General features: G+C 69.4%; 15 protein-coding genes, 1 rRNA gene and 1 pseudogene. 15 read left to right on the top strand and 2 right to left on the bottom strand.

Going from position 1 to position 17,272, the window contains the following annotated elements:
- Positions 1–157: 157 nt before the first annotated feature.
- From rrf to recN, 8 genes are all read left to right on the top strand, one after another.
- Positions 158–274 (top strand): 5S ribosomal RNA (rrf, locus tag ACWF82_RS03900).
- A gap of 1,816 nt (positions 275–2,090) precedes the next feature.
- A complete protein-coding gene (locus ACWF82_RS03895; RefSeq protein WP_452497725.1) occupies positions 2,091–2,972 on the top strand; it encodes a hypothetical protein in 882 nt (293 codons plus the stop codon).
- A 134-nt stretch (positions 2,973–3,106) separates the two neighbouring features.
- Complete coding sequence (locus tag ACWF82_RS03890; RefSeq protein WP_452497692.1) at positions 3,107–3,280, top strand: hypothetical protein; 174 nt, start codon at positions 3,107–3,109, stop codon at positions 3,278–3,280.
- A gap of 234 nt (positions 3,281–3,514) precedes the next feature.
- Positions 3,515–4,408: an HAD-IIA family hydrolase gene (locus ACWF82_RS03885; protein ID WP_452497690.1), complete on the top strand. Its 894-nt coding sequence runs from the start codon at positions 3,515–3,517 to the stop codon at positions 4,406–4,408.
- 13 nt (positions 4,409–4,421) lie between these two features.
- A complete protein-coding gene (locus tag ACWF82_RS03880) occupies positions 4,422–4,709 on the top strand; it encodes a hypothetical protein (protein WP_379088908.1) in 288 nt (95 codons plus the stop codon).
- Position 4,710: 1 nt separating this feature from the next.
- The gene (locus ACWF82_RS03875) at positions 4,711–5,532 is read left to right on the top strand and encodes a TlyA family RNA methyltransferase (RefSeq protein WP_452497688.1); all 822 of its coding nucleotides are present in this window, start codon (positions 4,711–4,713) and stop codon (positions 5,530–5,532) included.
- Positions 5,529–6,485, top strand: a complete 957-nt coding sequence (locus ACWF82_RS03870) for an NAD kinase (protein WP_452497686.1) — start codon at positions 5,529–5,531, stop codon at positions 6,483–6,485. Before ACWF82_RS03875 ends, ACWF82_RS03870 begins: the two co-directional genes overlap by 4 nt.
- Positions 6,463–8,232 (top strand): DNA repair protein RecN, encoded by a 1,770-nt coding sequence (gene recN / locus ACWF82_RS03865; protein ID WP_452497684.1) that lies wholly within the window; start codon positions 6,463–6,465, stop codon positions 8,230–8,232. Before ACWF82_RS03870 ends, recN begins: the two co-directional genes overlap by 23 nt.
- A 47-nt stretch (positions 8,233–8,279) precedes the next feature.
- Here the strand turns inward: recN and ACWF82_RS03860 are convergent, their stop codons facing one another.
- Together ACWF82_RS03860 and ACWF82_RS03855 are read right to left on the bottom strand one after the other, a co-directional pair.
- The gene (locus tag ACWF82_RS03860; protein WP_379304213.1) at positions 8,280–8,699 is read right to left on the bottom strand and encodes an SRPBCC family protein; all 420 of its coding nucleotides are present in this window, start codon (positions 8,697–8,699) and stop codon (positions 8,280–8,282) included.
- A 152-nt stretch (positions 8,700–8,851) separates the two neighbouring features.
- Positions 8,852–9,673, bottom strand: coding sequence for a CPBP family intramembrane glutamic endopeptidase (locus ACWF82_RS03855; protein ID WP_452497681.1), 822 nt, complete (start codon positions 9,671–9,673; stop codon positions 8,852–8,854).
- A 164-nt stretch (positions 9,674–9,837) separates the two neighbouring features.
- Between ACWF82_RS03855 and steA the strand changes: the two genes are divergently transcribed.
- From steA to ACWF82_RS03820, 7 genes and pseudogenes are all read left to right on the top strand, one after another.
- Entirely contained in the window at positions 9,838–11,040 is a 1,203-nt protein-coding gene (gene steA, locus ACWF82_RS03850; protein WP_452497679.1) for a putative cytokinetic ring protein SteA, read from the top strand.
- Positions 11,037–11,667: pseudogene (locus ACWF82_RS03845) on the top strand (copper transporter). Before steA ends, ACWF82_RS03845 begins: the two are co-directional and overlap by 4 nt.
- 172 nt (positions 11,668–11,839) lie before the next feature.
- The gene (locus tag ACWF82_RS03840) at positions 11,840–13,561 is read left to right on the top strand and encodes a CTP synthase (protein WP_452497677.1); all 1,722 of its coding nucleotides are present in this window, start codon (positions 11,840–11,842) and stop codon (positions 13,559–13,561) included.
- Positions 13,562–13,576: 15 nt separating this feature from the next.
- A complete protein-coding gene (locus tag ACWF82_RS03835; RefSeq protein ID WP_452497675.1) occupies positions 13,577–14,239 on the top strand; it encodes an NUDIX domain-containing protein in 663 nt (220 codons plus the stop codon).
- Between the two features lie 70 nt (positions 14,240–14,309).
- A complete protein-coding gene (xerD, locus tag ACWF82_RS03830; protein ID WP_452497673.1) occupies positions 14,310–15,248 on the top strand; it encodes a site-specific tyrosine recombinase XerD in 939 nt (312 codons plus the stop codon).
- A 249-nt stretch (positions 15,249–15,497) separates the two neighbouring features.
- Entirely contained in the window at positions 15,498–16,331 is an 834-nt protein-coding gene (locus tag ACWF82_RS03825; RefSeq protein WP_229740260.1) for a ParA family protein, read from the top strand.
- A complete protein-coding gene (locus tag ACWF82_RS03820) occupies positions 16,328–17,212 on the top strand; it encodes a segregation and condensation protein A (protein ID WP_452497671.1) in 885 nt (294 codons plus the stop codon). Before ACWF82_RS03825 ends, ACWF82_RS03820 begins: the two co-directional genes overlap by 4 nt.
- Positions 17,213–17,272: the final 60 nt, after the last annotated feature.

Here is a 17,272-nt window from a genome sequence, read left to right as displayed (position 1 = left end):
GTGTAGGTGACTGGTACTAATAGGCCGAGGGCTTACTATCGAAGGTGTTACGCGTCCACTGTGCGGTATCTGAAACAACACACAGATCACCGAGACAACAATCATCGACCCTTTGGGTTGGTTGGTTGTGGCTCTCTGTGTGACAGTTTCATAGAGTTACGGCGGTTATAGCGGTGGGGAAACGCCCGGTCCCATTCCGAACCCGGAAGCTAAGGCCACCTGCGCCGATGGTACTGCACTCGACAGGGTGTGGGAGAGTAGGACACCGCCGGAACATCCTTCGCGATAGGGGACCCAGATTTGGGTCCCCTATCGGCGTTTGTGGGGCCGACGACGGCCCTGGCACGCCAGGCGGACGATGCCCCGTCCTCCGCCCGTGGTTGAATTCTTGTAGGCGGGGCCATGACAACACTCCCCGAGGCCGGGGAATCTAGAAAGGGATCGCCGTGTCGGAACACAACGACGGACGGAAGCCTTTCCGCCGGGACGGAGACGCCCGCGGTTTCGGCCGGCGCGGCGAACCGACCGACCGCCCCCGCGGCGGACACGGCGACAACCGTGGCGCAGGACGCGGCGAAGGTGGCGGTTTCCGCCGCAATGACGACAATCGTGGCAGCCGTGGCGGTTCCGATCGCTCCGAGGGTCAGCGTGCCGGCTACAACCGCGATGATCGTGGTGGTTACCAGCGTCGTGACGACGCGGGCCGTGGCGGCTCCGGCGATCGCGGCGGCTTCCGCCGCAACGAGGGCGACGACCGTTCGCGCGGTGGTTCGGATCGCGGCGGCTACCAGCGCCGTGACGACGCAGGCCGCGGTGGCTACCAGCGGCGCGACGACAACGACCGCGGTGGTTTCCGCCGCAGCGACAGTGGCGACCGTGGTGGTTACCAGAAGCGCGACGACGCGAGCCGGGGCTCCTCCGGTGACCGCGGCGGGTTCCGTCGCCGTGACGAATCCGACCGTCCCGCAGGCGGTTTCGACCGCGGCGGTGATCGTGGTGGCTACCGCCGCAACGATGACGACCGTCCCCGTGGCGGCTCGGATCGCGGTGGCGATCGCGGCGGCTACCAGCGCCGCGAAGGCGATGACCGTTCGCGCGGCGGCTACGACCGCGGTGACCGCGGCGGCTTCCGGCGCGACGACGACCGCTCGCGCGGTGGTTCGGACCGTGGCGGCGATCGCGGCGGTTTCCGTCGCGACAGTGGCGACCGTGGTGGTTACCAGCGTCGCGACGATGCGGGCCGTGGTGGTTCCGGCGACCGTGGTGGTTACCAGAAGCGTGACGATGCGGGCCGTGGTGGCTCCGGTGACCGTGGCGGCTACCAGAAGCGTGACGATGCGAGTCGTGGTGGTTCCGGCGACCGTGGTGGTTTCCGTCGCAGCGACAGTGGTGACCGTGGTGGTTACCAGCGTCGTGATGATGCGGGCCGTGGTGGTTCCGGCGATCGCGGTGGCTTCCGCCGCAACGAGGGCGACGACCGTTCGCGTGGTGGTGACCGTGGTGGCTTCCGCCGTAACGAAGGCGACGACCGTTCGCGCGGTGGTGCCGACCGTGGTGGTTTCCGTCGCAGCGACAGCGGTGACCGTGGTGGTTACCAGCGCCGTGACGATGCGGGCCGTGGCGGCTCCGGTGACCGTGGTGGCTTCCGCCGCACCGAGGGCGACGACCGTTCGCGTGGCGGTTCGGACCGTGGTGGCTTCAAGCGCGGCGAGAGCTCGGATCGGGGTGGATACCAGCGGCGTGACGACAACGACCGCGGCTTCCGCCGCGACAACGATCGCGGACGCGGTGGCTTCAAGCGGGGCGGCGACTCCGGTGGCGGGAAACGCTACGTCGGCGAGGACGGTGCGCCGCTGGACGGCACGTACCGCGAGAAGCGGCGCGAGCGTGAAGGCGATGTCCTCGGCGTCGTCTCGTCGGCGGCCGCATCGGACGCCGATGCCACCGGTATCGAGCAGGCCGATATCGAATCGGCCGACGTCGAGGCAGCAGCAAGCGATGAGATCGCACCCGCGTCCACTGAGCAGTCCGACGACACCTCGTCGGCTACCGAGCGCGCCGAGTCCGTGGACGAGGTAGTCGCCGAGCCGGTGAACGAGGACATCGAAGAGGCAGCCGACGACCGCGAGGCCGCAGCAGACCGCTCGGATCGCGATCGTGACGCCGCCGCAGACACCTCGGCCCGCGCCGCGGAGTCGAGCTACGGCAGCCGTGGCACCGATGACCGTGACGACCGCCGTCGTGGCGGCGAAGGCGCCCGGACCGCGGGCGGACGGTCCACCGACCGCCGCGCGGCACGTCCGGATGAGCCGGATCTGCCGGAAGACGTCCAGGCCTCCGATCTCGATCCGGCCGTGCGCCGCGATCTGCTGAGCCTGGACAAGAACAACGCCGAGACCGTCGCCCGGCACATGGTGATGGCCGTCGAGCTGCTCGAAGACGACCCCCGCCTGGCCCTGGCACATGCCAGGGCCGCCCGGCAGCGGGCCGGCCGCATCGCGGTGGTGCGCGAGACCGCGGGCGTGGTGGCCTATCACGCCGAGGAATGGGCCGAGGCGCTCTCGGAACTGCGGACCGCGCGACGTATGTCGGGTGGCTCCGGCCTGCTGGCCGTGATGGCGGACTGCGAGCGTGGACTCGGCAGGCCCGAACGGGCTATCGAGCTCGGCCGCAGCGAAGAGGCACAGGCGCTCCGCGGTGACGAGGCCACCGAGCTGCGGATCGTGGTCGCCGGCGCGCGGATGGACCTCGGTCAGTTCGACCAGGCCGTCGTGACGCTGCAGACCCCCGATCTGGATCCGGCGCGCACCGGTTCGGCCGCCGCGCGCCTGTTCTACGCCTACGCCGACGCGCTGGTCGCGGCGGGACGGACCGACGACGGTCTGCAGTGGTTCCTCAATGCCGCTGCCGCCGACCTCGACGACGAGACCGACGCCGAGGACCGCGCCGCGGAACTCACCGGCGACGCGTAACCCTCAGCACGCAACTGCCGCAGGCCGGGAACCGACCGTGGTTCCCGGGCTGCGGCGGTTTGCGTTGGGGCAGAAGGCGCCGAACAGCGGGCCGGGTCAGGCCGAGCAGCACCTGCTGAGGTGGTGCTCACCAGGTGGAACAGGATCAGCGCGCCGCTGACGATCGCGGCCACCAGCGCTACGACGCCGCCGGCGATGGCACCGGCCTTGGCGGCTGGCACGCCTTTGGCCGCCGCGTACTTGGCCATGCAGGAGCGGCCGACCAAGAAGACGATGTCCACGAGTGGACCTCTCCGTGCGAAGGATGACGACCGCATCGGTGCGCAGTTCGATCGGTGGTGGTGACCTGAATCACCGGGACTGGCGACGCGCGCGAAAGCGGGCTCCGAAAAGAGGCACACCGTGCACGGGCGGTTTCCCCATGCTCGATTATGAAGAGTGCGAGTGCGATTCGACGGTCCGGTGAGGTCCGGAGCTGTCGGTGGGCTCGCCTAGGGTCGGCAGGTGTGTCCGGCCCGGCAGTGACGACGGAGTGAGGGTGTGTGAATCGGCTACGCGATCAATACGACGCTTTGCTGCTCGACCTGGACGGAACGCTGTACCGCGGTCCCGAGGTGATCGACGGCGCCCCGAAAGCGCTCGCTCCGGACGGTGATTCGGCGCAGCGGCTGGTGTATGTCACCAACAACGCGGCCCGTGGGCCGGGCCCGGTCGCCGGGCATCTGGCCGAGCTGGGCTATCCGGCCACGGCCGACGATGTGGTGACCAGCGCCCAGGCCGCGGCCGGGATGCTGGCACACCGGCTGGCCCCCGGAGCCCGGGTGCTCGTCGTCGGTACCGACGACCTCGCCGCCGAGATCGAAGCGGTCGGCCTCGTGCCGATCCGCCGGTTCGGCGACGTACCGCCCGAAGCCGTCGTCCAGGGGCATTCGCCGACCACCGCATGGCCGGACCTCGCCGAAGCCGCGTACGCGCTGCGGGCGGGTGCGCTGTGGGTCGCCGCCAACACCGACCGCACCCTGCCGAACGAGCGCGGCCTCGCGCCGGGCAACGGGTCCATGGTCGCCGCGCTGCGCACCGCCTCCGATCGGGAACCGCTGGTCGCGGGCAAGCCGTACGCGCCGCTGATGGAAGACGCGCTCGAGCGCTGCGGCGCCCGCAACGCGCTGGTCGTCGGCGATCGCCTCGACACCGACATCGAGGGCGCCAACGGGCTCGGGCTCGACTCGCTGCTGGTGCTGACCGGGGTCAGCACGCTCGAGGAAGTGGTCATCGCGCCACCGGCGCAGGTGCCCACCTATATCGCCACCTCACTCGACGCCCTCAATGCCGACATCGTGCCGGAAGCGGTCGCGCCCGCGGCTGTCGCGGAACTGTTGCGAGAGCACCCCGGCAGGGCGGTACGGGTGCGCGCAGTCGATTCGGAAATCCGATAGCGTTGACGACACGATGAGTACTCCGAGTTCACCGCCGACCGGCGCGCCGCAGCCACCCCGCCCCGGGATCCCACTGCCGGGCAGTCATCTGCCTGGTGGTCAGGCGCGGCCGGAACCGGCCGACCCGAACCGGATCAAGGCCGAGGTCGACGCGCTGCTCGCCGAACTCGGCGCGACCCCTGCGGTCACCGGACCTGCCGAGAACACCGAGGCCGGTGCCGACATCACCCGCCGTGCGCGCATTCTCGAGCAGGCGCACGACGTGCTGGTGGATGCCCTGGCGACAGTGGACAAGATCTGAGGTGGCAAGGCGAGCGCGTGTGGACGCCGAATTGGTTCGCCGCGGATTGGCGCGATCGCGAGAACACGCGGTCGAGCTGATCAGCGCGGGGCGCGTCCTGATTGCCGGAACCGTCGCGGTGAAACCGGCGACGGCGGTGGAGACCGGTACCCCGCTGATCGTGCGGGAGGAACCCGACGAGGTGTCGTGGGCGTCGCGTGGTGCGCACAAGCTGCTCGGCGCGCTGGAGGCGTTCGAACCGCAGGGGCTCAGCATCGCGGGCAAGCGATGCCTGGACGCGGGCGCGTCGACCGGCGGGTTCACCGATGTGCTGCTCTCGCGGGGAGCGCGGGAGGTCGCCGCGGTCGACGTCGGGTACGGCCAGCTGATCTGGCGGCTGCAGAACGACGACCGGGTCCAGGTGTACGACCGGACCAACGTGCGCAACATCACCCCCGAAACCATCGGCGGCACAGTCGAATCCGTTGTCGGTGACCTGTCGTTCATCTCGCTGGGGCTGGTGCTGCCCGCGCTCGCTGCCTGTGCCGCCGACGGCGCGGATCTGTTGCCGATGGTGAAGCCGCAGTTCGAGGTCGGCAAGGAACGGGTCGGTTCCGGTGGCGTGGTGCGTGATCCGGCGTTGCGCGCCGAAGTGGTGCGCGAAGTCGCCGCGGCGGCGGGTGCGCTCGGATTGCGGACGCAGGGTGTGGTGGCCAGCCCGCTGCCCGGCCCGTCGGGCAATGTCGAGTACTTCCTGTGGCTGCGCAAGGCCGGGGCGTTCGAGTACGACGCCACGCAGGTGGAGGCCCTGGTGGCCCGTGCGGTCGAGGAGGGTCCGCAGTGAACACGCACGACGGCGGCAGGGAGATCCTGCTCGTCGCCCATCCCGGCCGCGCGGAGATCATCGAGACCGCGCACCGGGTGGCGAAGATCTTCGCCGAAGCGGGCATCTGCCTGCGGGTTCTGGCCGATGAGGCCGACAGCACCCGATTCGAGGACGAGCCCGGTGGCTACCCGGTGCGGGTGGTGCCGCACAGCCCGTCCGCGGCGCTGGGTTGCGAGATGGTGCTCGCCCTCGGCGGTGACGGCACCTTCCTGCGCGCGGCCGAACTCGGTCGCCCGAGCGGGGTGCCGGTGCTCGGAATCAACCTGGGCCGCATCGGTTTTCTCACCGAAGCCGAGGCCGAGCATCTCGACGTGGCGCTGGCCCAGGTGGTCGACCGGGACTATCCCGTGGAAGACCGGATGACCATCGATGTCACCGTCCGGGTCGACGACACGATCGTCGAACGCGGCTGGGCGCTCAACGAGGCCAGCATCGAGAACGCGCAGCGCATGGGTGTGCTGGAAGTCGTGCTCGAGGTCGACGGGCGGCCGGTGTCCGCGTTCGGCTGCGACGGCATCCTCATCTCGACGCCGACCGGGTCGACCGCGTACGCGTTCTCAGCCGGCGGACCGGTGGTGTGGCCGGAACTCGAGGCGATGCTGGTCATTCCGAGCAACGCGCACGCTTTGTTCGCCCGTCCGCTGGTGACCAGCCCGGATTCGCTGATCGCCGTGGAGACGGTGGCGACCGGACACGACGCGATCGTGTTCCTCGACGGCAGGCGCACCCTGGCCTTGCCGCGCGGCGGCCGCGCCGAAGTGGTCCGCGGCGAACGACCGGTGCGGTGGGTGCGGCTGGATTCCGCACCGTTCGCCGACCGGATGGTGCGCAAGTTCCAGCTGCCGGTCACCGGCTGGCGGGGTAGACATCGAACGGAGAACAGCCGCGATGCTGACAGAGATCAGGATTGACGGACTAGGCGTCATCTCGACGGCGACCGCGCAGTTCCATGCGGGTCTGACCGTGCTCACCGGTGAGACCGGTGCGGGCAAGACCATGGTCGTCACCAGCCTGCACCTGCTCAGCGGCGCGCGCGCCGACGCGGGCCGGGTGCGGCTCGGCGCGGCGAAGGCCGTGGTCGAAGGCCGGTTCGTTGTCGACGATGTCAACGAAGCGGCCCGCGCGGCCGTCGGCGAGGTGCTGGAGTCGGCCGCCGCCGAGGCCGACGAGGACGGCAGCGTGATCGCCGTGCGCACGGTCAACAGCGACGGGCGTTCGCGCGCGCACCTCGGTGGTCGCGGTGTGCCCGCGGCGGTGCTCGGTGAGTTCACCTCCCGGTTGCTGACCGTGCACGGCCAGAACGACCAGCTGCGCCTGCAGCGCCCGGAACAGCAACTCGCCGCGCTCGACCAGTTCGCTGGTGACGGTGTGGCCGGGCTGTTGCGCAGGTATCAGGTGCATCGCCGATCGTGGCTCGATGCCCGCAGCGAGCTGCTCGAGCGGACTGCGCGCAGCAGGGAACTGGCGCTCGAAGCCGACCGGCTCAAGCATTCGCTCGCCGAAATCGACGGCATCGCACCGGAACCCGGCGAAGACACCCGTCTGGTCGCCGAGATCCGCAGGCTCAGTGATCTGGATTCGCTGCGCGAGGCGGCCGTCGCCGCGCACGAGGCGCTGTCCGGTCCCACCGATGCGCCCGCCGACGGTGGTGGTGTGCTCGATCTGCTCGGTGGCGCGCGGGCGCGGCTGGATTCCGCCGACGATCCGGGGCTGACCGGGCTCGCGCCGCGGCTGGGTGAGGCCATCGCGGTGGTCGTCGACGTGACCACCGAACTCAGCGGCTATCTGTCGGAGCTGCCGTCGGATCCCGGCGCGCTCGACTCGATGCTCACCCGCCAGGCCGAGCTGAAATCGCTGACCCGCAAATACGCGCCCGATATCGACGGCGTGATCGCCTGGGCCGACGAATCACGCGCCCGCCTCGACTCGCTGGATGTGTCCGAGGACGCGCTGGCCAAACTCGCGGGTGAAGTCGAGACCGCGGCGGGCAAGGTGCGCGAGGCCGCCCGCAAACTCAGCGCCGCCAGGGCGAAGGTGGCGGGCAAGCTGGCCACCGCGGTGAGCACAGAGCTCGGTGGGCTGGCGATGGGCAAGGCCCGGCTCGAGGTGCAGGTGCGCCCGGTACCCGCCGGCGCGCAGGATTCGGCGCCGATCGATATCGACGGAAAGCAGCTGCACGCCGGGTCGAACGGGGTCGACGAGGTGGAGTTCCGGCTCTCGGCGCATTCCGGCGCGCAGTCGCTGCCGTTGAGCAAGAGTGCCTCCGGCGGTGAGCTCTCGCGGGTGATGCTGGCGCTGGAGGTCGTTTTGGCCGGGTCCGATCACGGCGCGACCATGGTCTTCGACGAGGTCGACGCGGGCGTCGGCGGCCGGGCCGCGGTGGAGATCGGCAAGCGGCTGGCGCGGCTCGCGCGTACCCACCAGGTCATCGTGGTGACCCACCTGCCGCAGGTGGCGGCCTTCGCCGACACCCACCTGGTCGTGAACAAGTCCGATGACGGAAAAGGCAAGGTGGACAGCGGAGTTCGCACGCTGACCGACGACGAGCGGGTGGTGGAACTGGCACGGATGCTCGCGGGTCTGGACGACACCGAGACCGGCCGCGCGCACGCGGAGGAACTGCTGGAAACCGCGCGGGCGGAGCGAGCACCGGCCTGACCAGCGGGTGACGTCGCCCGCGCGGGACGCGGGCGACGTCGAGGCGACTACTTCAGCGCTTTGCGCACGCCGCCGATGAGCTGGTTGGTCAGCTGACGCAGGCCGAACTCGAGCACCGGCGCAGGCACGGGCAGCGACGGCTCGGACTCCATCGTGTAGACCACGCGGGTGCCGCCCGCGGAGGTGTCGGCGAAGGTGACGATGCCGACGTGGCGCTTGACCGGCGCGCCCTTGACGATCTTGTACTCCATCCGCTCGCCGGGAACCAGCGCGGTGATCTCCTCGGTGACGCCTGCCTTGCCGAAGCCGAGCAGGTGCTGCGCGCCGACGCCGGTGGCCGGATCGCCCTGCTTGATCAGCTTGACCTGGATCGGCAGGTACGGGCTGACGGCCTCACGCTCGGTGAAGAGGCGGTAGACGATGTCGCGAGGGGCGTCGAAAACCGTCTCGACGGTGCTGCGGGGCATGATGTGTCTCCTGTCCGAGATGTCTGTGACCCGCAGCATACGGGTAATTGTCGCTTCTGCTCCGACCGAGCTTTGTGGATTGCCCTCGTGCAGACGGGCACCGACCGTGACCGTCCAGCCCGGCTACGGCTCCTTCCTGACGTCCTGAGCGCTCAGGACAGGGCCGCGGCGAACATGGTGATCGGCGCGTTGATCAGACCGTGCACACCGATCACCAGCCACGGATTGCGGTGACGTGACCACAGGTAGCCGAGGAACAGTCCGGTGACGCCCTGGTTGGCGATGACCGCGGCGAGGTCGAGCGGCAGGCCGAGCCCGCCCTGGATCGCGGTGTGCCAGCTCGCCCACAGCAGGGCGGTCAGCGCGATCGCGGGCCACCGGCCGTACCGGGACTCCAGCCGGGTCTGTAGCCAGAAGCGGTAGAAGACCTCCTCGATCACCGCGTTCACCAGGAACACGACGACCAGCACGACCGGGCCGGGGACCGTTCCACCCGACCAGGGTTGCAGCCAGGCCGCCAGCCCTACGAACGCGAGCACGGCGGGCAGCGGCCGCAACCATCGCCCTCGGGTGTCGACCCGTGCCCACTCGCGCACGGTGGCCCAGCGGGCGAGCAGCGGAACCGCGAACAACGCCAGCTTCAACAGCAGGAACCAGCCGTCGCCGGGCAGCAGATGCACCGCGAGCGCGAACGCGACCGCCAGGGCGGCCAGCATCCAGGCCTGACGGGCGACCTGGGCGGGGGAGTCGGTGGCGAACGGGTCGGTGGCGGATCGCCGCGGCCGGACGGCCCAGGCGAGTGCGATGCCCGCGGCGGCAGGCAGCCAAATCGACAGGATCGAGCGCGTGTCGTGGGTGTCGGCGCTGGTCCGCAGTGCGGTGTGCCCGGTGAGTGCCAGCGCGGTCAGCGCGGTCACGTAGATCGCGACGCACGCCGCGCCGATCGCGGCGCCGCGATCGCGGGAAAAGTCCATTCTCCCAACATAATCCGGTATAGCGGGTGCGTGGTGAGCTTCCTGCCGGCTGTCAGCCGGCCGGGAACCGGGTGTGCCGGCAGGTTGCTGTGATTCGACGAAGGTGACCGGCAACTCGGCGCGCCTCCACCAAAGGTTGAGGGTTTGCCCGCATCATCGGCCCTATGAAGATGCCGGCGTTGTTGTCGAGGAGCACGGAAACGCTTCCCGGTGTCACCGGGATCGCCCGGGTGGATCGTGACACCCGGCGACTGTTGCGGCGAGTCAGCTCCGGGGACGTGGTGGTCCTCGACGAGACCGATCTGGACCGCCACATCGCGGACCGGCTGGTCGAGGCGGGCGTCGTCGCGGTGATCAACACCTCGCCGTCCATCTCGGGGCGGTATCCCAACCTGGGCCCGGAGGTGCTGGTGGCCAACGGGATCGTGCTGGTGGACGCGGTGGCCTCCGACGCCTTCGGCAAGATCAAGGACGGCTCCAAGGTGCGTATCGACGATGGCATCGTCTACGCGGACAAGCTGATCATCAAGACAGAACCCGAGGTCCTGGTCCAGGGCATCGAGTTCGACGAGTCGGACGTGGCCGACCTGATGATCGAGGCGCGCAACGGCCTCGCTGATCACCTCGACGCGTTCGCGGGCAACACCACCGAATTCGTCCGCACCGAGAGCGCGCTGCTGATCGACGGCATCGGCGTGCCCGACATCGAGCTGGAACTGCGCAACCGGCACGTGGTCGTGATCGCCGACGGGCCGGGGCATCTCGAGGAGTTGCAGCGGCTCAAGCCGTTCATCAAGGAGTACGCGCCGATCCTGATCGGCGTCGGCGGCGGTGCCGACGCGTTGCGCAAGCTCAAGTACACGCCCGATCTGATCGTCGGTGATCCGGATGAGATCAGCACGGAGACATTGCGATCCGGCGCCGAGATGATCCTGCCCGCCGACACCGGTGGGCACGCCAGGGGTCTGGAACGCATCCAGGATCTGGGCATCGGCGCGACCACGTTCCCCTCGTCGGGCTCGCCGACCGATCTGGCGCTCATGCTGGCCGACCATCACGGCGCGTCGCTGATCGTGCTGGCCGGTGCGCCCGCGTCGCTGGAGGACTTCTTCGACCATGGCCGTCGGAACAGTAATCCGGCGACGTTCCTGACCCGGTTGAAGGTCGGCGCGAAACTGGTCGACGCGAACGCGATGTCGACGCTGTACCGGCAGCGGTCCTCGGGCGCGGTGCTGGCGCTGGTGGTGCTGGCGGCGCTGGTCGCGATCGTCGTGGTGGTCCTGGCCTCGCGCAACGGGTCCGAGGTGCTGGACTGGGCGGTCGAGTACTGGAACCGGTTCGTGCTGTGGGCGCGTGGTTGGCTGTGATCTCGGTGCGTCACCACGCCCTCTCGGTCGCGGCGATCTTCCTCGCCCTGGCCGTCGGGGTGGTGCTCGCAGACCCTGGCCTCGGACATGCTGTCCGGCCTGCGCTCGGACAAGAGTGATCTGCGCGGCCAGGTCGACGCCCTGACCGCGCAGAACGAGCGGTTGACCGGCAGGACCCTGCTGCTCGACCCGGCGACCAATCAGCCGCGCAGCACCGCGCCCGAACTCTCGCTGGTCCTGGAGACCTTGCGCGGGGGCGGCTTCCTCGCCTACGGCGATACTCCGGTGCGACCAGCGCAACTCGCCGTGGTGGTCACCGGCAACGGTGTCGCATCCGACAGCGGACAGGGTGCGACTATCGCCCGCTTCACCGGCGCGGTCCGCGTCAGGGCGGCAGGCACCGTGCTCGCGGGCCGGGCAGGCGCCGCCGAGGGAAGCGCCGCCATCGCCCATGTCCGCGCCCAGGCGCCCCTGGCGGCAGCGGTCACCACGGTCGACAATATCGACCGCGAAATCGGCAGGGTCACAACAGCTCTCGCTTTCACCGAACAACTCTCCGGCGGCGTGGGCCGCTACAGAACCGGCCCGACAGCGACCTCGCTGACAATGGTCGCCATGCCTCGCTGACAGCCATCACCAGAGGCAAATCGAGACACCTGATTTCGTAAGGACATGGGTAACTCGCCGGGTACGCCCAGAAGTCTTCGACCACCGAACCGCCGGCCCGAAGCGCGACACACCCCCTCGCAAACGGCACGCAAAATTTCCGGGGAGGCGGACCCTGCTACTCTGGAGTTCCGTGGGTCAAACACGGAATCAGGCTCGAAATGCCACCAAGCACATCTTCGTGAGCGGTGGCGTCGCCTCCTCTTTGGGTAAGGGTCTCACCGCCTCCAGCCTCGGTCAGTTGCTGACCGCGCGCGGCATGCGGGTGACGATGCAGAAGCTCGACCCGTATCTGAATGTCGATCCGGGCACCATGAACCCGTTCCAGCACGGCGAGGTGTTCGTCACCGAGGACGGTGCCGAGACCGACCTCGACGTCGGCCACTACGAGCGGTTCCTCGATCGCGATCTGTCCAAGGACGCGAACGTGACCACCGGGCAGATCTATTCGACGGTCATCGCCAAGGAGCGGCGCGGCGAGTACCTGGGCGACACCGTCCAGGTGATCCCGCACATCACCGACGAGATCAAGAACCGCATCATGGCGATGCAGGGCCCCGATCTCGAGGGTCAGGTGCCGGATGTGGTGATCACCGAGATCGGCGGCACCGTCGGCGATATCGAGTCGCAGCCGTTCCTCGAGGCGGCGCGCCAGATCCGCCACGACGTCGGTCGCGACAACGTGTTCTTCCTGCATGTGTCGCTGGTGCCGTATCTGGCGCCCTCGGGTGAGCTCAAGACCAAGCCGACGCAGCACTCGGTCGCCGCGCTGCGCAATATCGGTATCCAGCCCGACGCGCTGATCCTGCGCTGTGACCGCGAGGTGCCGCAGGGGCTCAAGAACAAGATCGCGCTGATGTGCGACGTCGATGTGGAGGCGTGCATCTCCACGCCCGACGCGCCGTCGATCTACGACATCCCGAAGGTGCTGCACAGCGAAGGCCTCGACGCCTACGTGGTGCGCAAGCTCGGTCTGCCGTTCCGCGATGTGGACTGGGCGGTGTGGGGCGATCTGCTCGACCGCGTGCATTCGCCGCGCGAGACCGTCGAGGTGGCGCTGGTCGGCAAGTATGTCGACCTGCCCGACGCCTACCTGTCGGTGACCGAGGCGCTGCGTGCCGGTGGCTTCGCGCACCGGGCGAAGGTGAACATCCGCTGGGTGCCCTCGGACGAGTGCCAGACCGAGGCGGGCGCCCAGGCGGCGCTGCGTGACGTCGACGCGGTGCTGATCCCCGGTGGTTTCGGCATTCGCGGTATCGAGGGCAAGCTGGGCGCGATCGGGTATGCCCGCCATCGCGGCATCCCGCTGCTCGGTCTGTGCCTCGGCCTGCAGTGCGTGGTCATCGAGGCGGCGCGCTCGGTCGGCATCGAGGACGCCAACTCGGCGGAGTTCGAGCCCGACACCAAGAACCCGGTCATCTCGACCATGGCCGACCAGGAAGACGTCGTCGCCGGTGAAGCCGATCTGGGCGGCACCATGCGCCTCGGCGCCTACCCGGCCACGCTGCAGAAGGGTTCGGTCGTCGCGCAGGCGTACGGCTCCGAGCACGTGTCCGAGCGGCACCGGCACCGGTTCGAGGTCAACAACGCCTACCGCGACGCCATCGCCAAGAGCGGTCTGGTGTTCTCGGGCACCTCGCCCGACGGGCACCTGGTGGAGTTCGTCGAGTACCCGGCCTCGGTGCATCCGTTCTTCGTCGCCACCCAGGCGCACCCGGAGCTCAAGAGCCGTCCGACCAGGCCGCATCCGCTATTCGCCGCGCTGATCAACGCGGCATTGAAATACAAACTGGCCGAACGCCTTCCCGTAGACTTCGACGAGGAAGAACTCGCTGAGCAGGCCGCGGATCGTTGAGGAAGTAGGGACAGTTTGAGCAAGCCCGGTAGTCACGACTTCGAGACGATCTCCAGCCGGGTGCTCTACAGCGGCGCGATCGTGGCCCTGCGCCAGGATCAGGTCGCGATGCCGGACGGGCGGATCGCCGAGCGTGAGGTCATCGAGCACCACGGCGCTGTCGCGGTGCTCGCGCTCGACGACGACGGCAATGTCGTCCTGATCCGTCAGTACCGGCATCCGATCGGTACCAGGCTGCTCGAACTGCCCGCCGGGCTGCTCGACATCGACGGCGAGGACCCGCTCACCGCGGCCAAGCGCGAGCTGGCCGAGGAGACGGGCCTGGCCGCCGCCGAGTGGTCGGTGCTGGTCGATGTGGCGTTGTCGCCGGGATTCACCGACGAGGCGCTGCGGGTGTTCTTCGCGACCGGGCTCACCGCGACCGACCGGCCCGACCCGGAGCACGAGGAAGCCGATCTCGAACTGGTCAGGATGCCGGTCGCCGAGGCGGTCCGCGCAGCGCTGGCCGGGGAGATCGTGAACGCGACGGCGGTCGCCGGCGTGCTCGCGTACGCCGCGGCGACGGCGAGCGGGGTGCCATTGCGTCCGGCCGACGCGCCGTGGGCGGGTCAGCCGACGGCGTTCCTGCGTCGCAAGGCCGCCGAGGCGCGGTCGGCGGCGCCTGGTGGCGACGCGTGAGCACGGCGGCCGCCCGCGGCGCGGCAGCTGACCCTGCCGCAGCGGTCGCCGGGGACTAGACGGGCCTCGCGTGCTCGAGCGGGAGATCGACGCCTACCTCGACCACCTGGCGGTCGAGCGCGGAGCCGCGCGCAACACCCTCGGCGCCTACCGTCGTGACCTGGCCCGCTACCGGAACTTCCTCACCGCACGCGGCGTCGCGAACCTGAGCGCGGTCGCGCAGGGTGATGTCGCGGAGTTCACCATGGTGCTGCGTTCCGGCGGGGAAGATCATCCGCCGCTGGCCGCCGGATCGGTGGCGAGGGCGCTGATCGCGGTGCGTGGTCTGCACCGGTTCGCCGCCGCCGAGGGGATCACCGACACCGACGTGGCGCATGCCGTGAAACCGCCTGCCCCTGGCCGTCGGCTGCCCAAGGCACTGCCCTACGACCAGGTGCTGCGACTGCTCGAAGCCGCAGGCGGCGATGGTGATTCGGGTGGCGCGGACGGTGGACCGCGCGGTCTGCGCGACCGGGCGCTGCTGGAACTGCTGTACTCCACCGGGGCACGTATCTCGGAGATGGTCGGGCTCGATGTCGACGACATCGATGCCGAGCAGCGGTGTGTCGTCCTGCACGGCAAAGGCGGCAAGCAGCGGCTCGTCCCGATCGGCAGACCCGCCCTCGCCGCGGTCGACGCCTACCTGGTCCGCGGCCGCCCCACCCTCGCCGCGAGCGGAAAAGGCTCCGCCGGAGCCCTTTTCCTCAACGCGCGCGGCGGCAGGCTGTCCCGGCAGAGCGCCTGGCAGGTATTGCAGACCGCGGCGGAGCGAGCGGGCATCGGGGCGGCCGTGTCGCCGCACACCCTGCGGCATTCCTTCGCGACACACCTGCTCGACGGCGGCGCCGACGTGCGGGTCGTGCAGGAACTGCTCGGCCACGCCTCGGTGACGACCACCCAGATCTACACGCTCGTGACGGTGAGCACGCTGCGCGAGGTCTGGGCGACGGCGCATCCGCGGGCCACGTGAACCGCCACCGCACAGTCGAGCCCAGCGGGTATGGTGCGAACACGCCCGGCGTTGCCATGCCGTACCTCACCGGTCCGAGCGGTAGCGTCTACCCAGAGCTGGACCGTACGAAAGCGAGTCCGAGCCGAATCGGCCTCGCTACCCTCGACAGGGGTTACCGGCAGGAAAACGTATAAGGAGCAGCGGATCGTGACGACAGCGGAAACACCGTGGGACGGTGGACCGGACGAGGTCGCCGAGGCCGTCGAGATGGGCCCGACCGGGCGCCCGCTGCGACTGGTGCCCGAGCCGCCGCAGGTGCAGCGTCACGGCGACGCGCTCGTGGTGGCCATGTGCAATCAGAAGGGCGGGGTCGGCAAGACCACCTCGACCATCAATCTCGGTGCGGCCCTGGCCGAATACGGCCGCCGGGTGCTGCTCGTCGACCTGGACCCGCAGGGTGCGCTCTCGGCCGGTCTCGGCGTCGCCCACCACGATCTCGACCTCACCGTGCACAACCTGCTGATCGGCGGGAAGGCCACGGTCGACGACGTCCTGCAGACCACCAAGGTCGACGGCATGGACCTGTTACCCAGCAATATCGACCTCTCCGCGGCCGAGATCCAGCTGGTCAACGAGGTGGGCCGCGAGCAGTCACTGGGCCGGGCTCTCTCGGGTGTGCGTGACCGCTACGACTACATCCTCATCGACTGCCAGCCCTCGCTCGGCCTGCTCACCGTCAACGCGCTGGCCTGCTCCGACGGCGTCATCATCCCGATGGAATGCGAGTACTTCTCGCTGCGCGGTCTGGCCCTGCTCAACGACACCGTCGAGAAGGTGCGCGACCGGCTCAACCCGCGCCTGAGCCTCTACGGCATCGTGGTCACCATGTTCGACGCACGGCTGCTGCACTCCCGCCAGGTGATGTCACGCGTGGTCGAGGTGTTCGGCGATCTGGTCTACGACACCGCCATCTCCCGCACCGTGCGGTTCCCCGACGCCAGCGTCGCCGGTGAGCCGATCACCACCTGGGCGCCGAAATCGGCGGGCGCCGAGTCGTATCGGGCCATGGCACGCGAAGTCATCCACCGGTCGGGCCGGTGATCGACGCAATACCCGAGGTGCAACAAGCTCACGAAGAAGCGGCACCCGCCGCCGAGAACACCGGGTTCCACCTGCGGCTGAAGAACTTCGAGGGGCCGTTCGATCTGCTGCTGACGCTGATCAGCTCGCGCAAACTCGATGTCACCGAGGTCGCGCTGCATCAGGTCACCGACGAGTTCATCGCCTACACCAAGGCGCTGACCGCCGAGCTCGCCGAGAACACGAAACTGCGCGCGGACAAGATCCTCGATCAGACCACCGAATTCCTCGTCGTCGCCGCCACACTGCTCGATCTCAAGGCGGCCCGGCTGCTGCCGTCGGGCGAGATGACCGACGCCGACGACCTGGAACTCCTCGACGCCCGCGACCTGCTGTTCGCGCGCCTGCTGCAATACCGGGCGTTCAAACAGGTCGCCGCGCTGCTGGCCGAGCTGGAAGCGGCCGCACTGCGCCGGTATCCGCGCTCGGTGGCGCTCGAGGAACAGTTCGAAGGGCTGCTGCCGGAAGTGACCCTCGGCGTCGACATCGCCGCGTTCGCCGAGATCGCCGCCGCCGCGTTCCGGCCGCGCCCGATCGCCCAGGTCGGCCTCGGGCATCTGCACATGCACACCATCTCGGTCGCCGAGCAGGCCGAGCTGGTGCTGGCCCGGCTCAAGGAGCGCGGTCCCGGCGGGTGGACCACCTTCGCCGAACTGGTCGATGACTGCACGGTCCCGGTGGAAATCGTGGCCAGGTTCCTGGCGTTGCTCGAGTTGTACCGCGGCAAGACCATCGCGTTCGACCAGCCCGATCCGCTCGGGCCGCTGGCCGTGAGCTGGCTCGGCGAGCTGGATCCGGACGCCGAGGCAGCGGCACTGACCTTCGAGGAGGACTACGGATGATCGGGTCAGGCCCGGAGGCGGCAGCGCAGCGTAACCACGGAGGGCTCCCGATCATCCAGG

This window comes from Nocardia sp. NPDC055053 (genome assembly GCF_053608285.1).
Note: the sequence above shows the minus strand (reverse complement) of the source record. Positions and strands in the feature narration are given on the sequence as shown.

Bases quoted from the DNA above. Each gene is read 5' to 3' on its own strand.
- ACWF82_RS03880 (WP_379088908.1), top strand. From the start codon at position 4,422: ATGAGTACTCCGAGTTCACCGCCGACCGGCGCGCCGCAGCCACCCCGC.
- recN (WP_452497684.1), top strand. From the start codon at position 6,463: ATGCTGACAGAGATCAGGATTGACGGACTAGGCGTCATCTCGACGGCG.
- ACWF82_RS03860 (WP_379304213.1), bottom strand. From the start codon at position 8,699: ATGCCCCGCAGCACCGTCGAGACGGTTTTCGACGCCCCTCGCGACATC.
- ACWF82_RS03855 (WP_452497681.1), bottom strand. From the start codon at position 9,673: ATGGACTTTTCCCGCGATCGCGGCGCCGCGATCGGCGCGGCGTGCGTC.
- steA (WP_452497679.1), top strand. From the start codon at position 9,838: ATGAAGATGCCGGCGTTGTTGTCGAGGAGCACGGAAACGCTTCCCGGT.
- ACWF82_RS03825 (WP_229740260.1), top strand. From the start codon at position 15,498: ATGGGCCCGACCGGGCGCCCGCTGCGACTGGTGCCCGAGCCGCCGCAG.